This window comes from Hamadaea tsunoensis DSM 44101 (assembly GCF_000428945.1).
Lineage (GTDB): Bacteria > Actinomycetota > Actinomycetes > Mycobacteriales > Micromonosporaceae > Hamadaea > Hamadaea tsunoensis.
Window position 1 is genome coordinate 1 of the sequence record NZ_AUAX01000061.1, and the last position, 4566, is coordinate 4566.

The 4566-nt window shown below is 68.6% G+C and carries 3 protein-coding genes and 1 pseudogene; 2 read left to right on the forward strand and 2 right to left on the reverse strand.

Annotated elements, in window-relative coordinates:
- Positions 1-2048 (reverse strand): FxSxx-COOH system tetratricopeptide repeat protein (fxsT, locus tag G401_RS0138890; protein ID WP_027346734.1); only part of this gene is annotated, 2048 nt, incomplete at its 3' end.
- Positions 2049-2459: 411 nt separating this feature from the next.
- Between fxsT and G401_RS0138895 the strand changes: the two genes are divergently transcribed.
- Entirely contained in the window at positions 2460-2642 is a 183-nt protein-coding gene (locus G401_RS0138895; protein ID WP_027346735.1) for a hypothetical protein, read from the forward strand.
- A gap of 78 nt (positions 2643-2720) precedes the next feature.
- Here the strand turns inward: G401_RS0138895 and G401_RS0138900 are convergent, their stop codons facing one another.
- Entirely contained in the window at positions 2721-3881 is a 1161-nt protein-coding gene (locus tag G401_RS0138900) for an acyl-CoA dehydrogenase family protein (protein ID WP_034594485.1), read from the reverse strand.
- Positions 3882-4075: 194 nt separating this feature from the next.
- Between G401_RS0138900 and G401_RS0138905 the strand changes: the two are divergent.
- Positions 4076-4566, forward strand: a pseudogene (locus G401_RS0138905) (UDP-glucose 6-dehydrogenase); the annotation flags it as partial.

A 4566-nucleotide genomic window follows, 5' to 3' on the forward strand; every position in this document is an offset into this window, starting at 1 on the left:
ACGTTGTGCCGGCTCGTCGCGGTCCGGCCGTGCTCCTCGCCGTAGACGAGCACATGCCGGCGGTGGTTGTCGTTGTCGACCTCCAGCGCCTCCCGGTACCGCCCGACGATGCGCAGATCCGCCGCGTACCCCATGGCCTGGGCGAGAGTGTGCGGATGGTGCTCGCCGAACTCGGCACGGCCGTGCAGGCGTTCCATGGCGTCGGCGGTCAGGTCGCGGGCCTCGCGGTAGCGGCCGATCGCCCGCAGCGCGTTCGCCCATTCCCGGGTCGCCTGCAGCACGTACGCGTGATCGGGCCCGAGCAGCCCCTGTTGCTTCCAGGTGGTGACGGCCTCCTCGGCCAGCCGGGCGGCGTTCTCGTGGTCGCCGACGAGGTAGCGGTAGCGGATCTGGTTGACGACCGTCTGCTGGGCGGCCTCCTTGCGGGAGCTGATCAGCTCCGACGGCAGCACGTGCGGGGCCAGTTCCCGGTGCATGCCCAAATACGTCAAGTCGTCCGGCCAGCCGGGGTCGGCGGCCATCAGGATCTCGTGCACGTTCTGCCGCGCCCGTTCCCGGGCTTCCGGGGAGAGGATGTCGCGCAGGGTCAGGCGTACGAAGGGCTGGACCTCGACGCGTTGCGTGTTCGAGTTCAGCCGGGCCAGACCGTAGCGGCTGATGTCGGCCAGCGTCTTGGGGAACTGCACCGGATCCCGCAGTACGCGCAGCAGCGCGGCCGACACCTCACCGCGTACGCCGGACTTCATCAGGGCGATCGACACGGGCTCGGAGCCGAACCAGGCGAACATCTCGAACGCCACGGCCGCGATCGCGTTGTCGGTACCCAGCTGCGTCATCGCCAGGTCCAGCGTGACCTCGACGTTGTGCGCGTAGTGCGCCGGCTGCCCGGCCGACAGGATCGTCTGGTCCGGCTTGGAGATCTGCTGCACCAGCTCCGCCCACGACCAGCCGCGCGCCATGCGTACGGCCACGATCTGCTCCAGGACCAGCGGCAGCCGGCCGACCGCCCGGATCAGCTCCTCGGCCTCGGTGGCCGGCAGGTCGGAGCCGCGCCGCCGCAGGAACTGGAACGCCTCGGCGCGGTCGAAGTCGGAGATCTCGATGCCGATGGTGGAGTTGTCGTGGGCCCAGGACGGGTCGCGGGTCGTGATGATCACGTGACCGCCGAACGACGGCACGAGATCGTGGATCTCGTCGTCCTCGACCCCGTCGAAGATCAGGATGTAGCGGTGCCGCTGCGACTCCAGCGCGTTGATCACCGCCGCGACGGTCTGGTCGGCATAGAACCGGCTCGGCACCTCCAGCCGCTCCGCCAGGTCGACGAGCGCCGCCCGGGCCCGCTCCGCCCGATCCGACGGGATCCACCAGACCAGGGAGTAGTCGCCGGCGTACCGCTCGATGTACTCGCGGGCGAGCTGGGTCTTGCCGACCCCGCCGATGCCGTACAGCACGAGCGGGGTGTGCGGATGCGCCTGCAGCCGGTCGCGCATCGTGTCCAGCAGCACCTCCCGCCCGGTGAAATGGGCGTTGCGCTCCGGCAGCCCGCCGGTGATCACATCGGTCGGCATCGGCTGCCGCGGCACGATCAGCGGCGTGGTGTCGGTGTCGATCCGGACCGTGCGCACCTCGGGCACGGTGAACCCGATCGGCGGCGGCATCCGCTCCACCCGTGGCCTCGACGGGATGCCCGGCTGCTCACCGGCGGTCTCGCGGGGCTCCGACTCGGTGCTGGACTGCGTCGCCAGCCAGAGCACATTGAACTCGTCGAGCAGCGCGGCCTCGTCGCGCGGCCGGTGCGACATCCGGTTCAGCACGATGACGATCGAGACGACCTTGGCGAACGAGGCGGGCACGCTGCCCCCGCGCAGGGTGGCGCTCACCGTCTCGTGCGAGACGGTCTCGCGCAGGCTGCGATCCTGCCGGATGGCGGTACTGATCACCCGTGCGCCGGGCCGCCCGGCCGCGTCGTAGAGCACGTGCAACGCCTCGACGAACGCACGGCGCGGACCTGGCGGCAGCTGATCCAGGCCCGGTAGTGCGATCGCCACGTGACACGCTCCGAACCTGCGCTGAAGTCCGCCGAAGAAGTCCGTCGAGGTCTAAGGAAACTCAGGATTGCACGTGCTGTGATACCGCTACAACTATCGAACCGACTCGCGATTCGGCGAGGTGTTTGCGAGGTATCGGACAGGCGGCGCGACCAAGTTCACCGGTTGGTGGAAGATCGCGAGGTCGCGAGTGGACGCGCCCGCCCCCGGCAAGATCACTGTCCACATGGGCGCCGACCGCGGACCGCGTGAGTGAATACGCGGCCGAACCGGTGCGCCATCAGGAATCGTCAAGACGTGTGGCCGAACCGTCAGCGGTCCTTATCCCCGGTCGCGGCCTGGGTGAAGCTCGTCACAAGCCCCCGAGCGTCCCCCCTCCACGAGAGGCGGCCCACCCGAAGGAGTCCTCGAGTGTCAGCGTACGTGAATGCGGCACTGCCGGTCATCAGCCTGTTCGTCTGGCCGATCGTGAAGTCGCTGGTGTTCCTCGCCGCCGCGACGATCAGCGTCTACTCCCGCAAGGAGAACCGCCGCTCGGCCGCCCGGCGCCTGATGCAGATCATCAATCGCGACTCGGACTCGGCCGACGACTGATGCGCATGGGCCTCGCGAACCATGCGGAAAGAAGAAGAGAGCGCCCCGGCGGGACGCTCTCTTCTGTGCGCGTACGCGTCAGATGACGCCCTTGAGGAGTTGGCGGGCCATGACGATGCGCTGGACCTGGTTGGTCCCCTCGTAGATCTGCGTGATCTTCGCGTCCCGCATCATGCGCTCGACCGGGAAGTCCTTCGTGTACCCGTAGCCGCCGAGGATCTGGACGGCGTCGGTGGTGATCTGCATGGCCGCGTCCGACGCGAAGCACTTCGCCGCGGCGCCGTAGTAGGTGAGGTCGGCCGCGTTGCGCTCGGACCGGGCCGCGGCGGCGTACGTCAGCTCCCGCGCCGCGGTCAGCTTCATGCCCATGTCGGCCAGCATGAACTGCAGGCCCTGGAAGTCCGCGATCGGCTTGCCGAACTGCTTGCGTTCCTGGGCGTACGCGAGCGCGGCGTCGAGGGCGCCCTGGGCGATCCCGAGTGCCTGGGCGGCGATCGTGACCCGGGTGTGGTCGAGGGTCTGCATCGCGGTGCGGAAGCCGGTGCCCTCCTCGCCGATGATCCGGCTCGCCGGGATGCGGACGTTGTCGAAGTAGACCTCGCGGGTCGGCGATCCCTTGATGCCGAGTTTCTTCTCGGGCGCGCCGAAGTTGACGCCGGGGTCGGACTTCTCGACGACGAAGGCGGAGATGCCGCGCGTACCGGTGTCGGCGGAGGTCTTCGCGAAGACGGTGTAGTACTCGGAGACGCCGGCGTTGGTGATCCAGCGCTTGACGCCGTTGAGCACGTACGCGTCCCCGTCCCGCTCGGCGCGCGTCGTCATTCCGGCCGCGTCGCTGCCCGCCTCGGGCTCGGAGAGGCAGTAGGAGAACATGGCCTCGCCGCGGGCGACCGGCGGGAGGTAGCGCTCCTTCAGCTCGGCCGAGCCGGCCAGGATCAGCGGCAGGCTGCCGAGCTTGTTCACCGCCGGGATGAGGGAGCTGCTGGCGCAGGCCCGGGCGACTTCCTCGATCACGATCGCGGTCGCGAGCGCGTCGGCGCCGGCCCCCGCGTACTCGGCGGGGATGTGCGGGGCGTGGAAGTCGGCGGCCCGGAGGGCGTCGTAGCTGGCCTGCGGGAACTCGCCGGTCTCGTCGGCCGCCGCGGCGTGCGGCGCGACCTTGTCGGCGCACAGGTCGCGGACGGCCTCACGGATGGCGACGTGGTCCTCGGACAACTGGTAGAGATCGAACGACACGATGCCTCCGTACAGGGACGAGCGGTGTTACCCATGAGTAGCCAACGGGTCCAGACTAAACGAGGGCTCAGGTTTTCTGCCATCCCGCCGGTCGCGTAGGCTTTCGGCGGCCTGGCGGTGGGCGTACGCTCGCCGTTCCCTGGTGTATCCCCTGGCCGGGACACGCATCAGCACGCTGAAGACTGGAGAATTTAGGCGTGACGACCCCGTACCCGAGTCCGACCGTGACCACCGTCACCGTGACTCCTCCCTCGGGTGCCCAACGGCCCCGCCTGACGTTCATCGGTGCCGGTTATCTGGGTGCCACGTATGCGATCTGCTATGCCGAGCTGGGTTATGAAGTGCTCGCGGTGGATGTGGACGCGCGTAAGGTCGAGGACTTTTCGAGGGGCGAGATGCCTTTCCACGAGCCTGGGCTGGACGAACTGCTGAAGCGGAATCTGGCGGCGGGCCGGTTGCGGTTCACGACGTCGTCGCAGGAGGCGGCGGATTTCGGTGACATTCATTTCATCTGTGTCGGTACGCCGCAGCGTTCGGATGGTATGGGCGCCGATCTGCGGTATGTCGAGTCGTCGGTGACGCCGCTGGCTCAGCATCTGACGCGTAAGGCCCTGATCGTGGGGAAGTCGACGGTTCCGGTCGGGACGTCGGAGTGGGTCGAGCAGTTGGTCGCCAAGCACGCCGACCC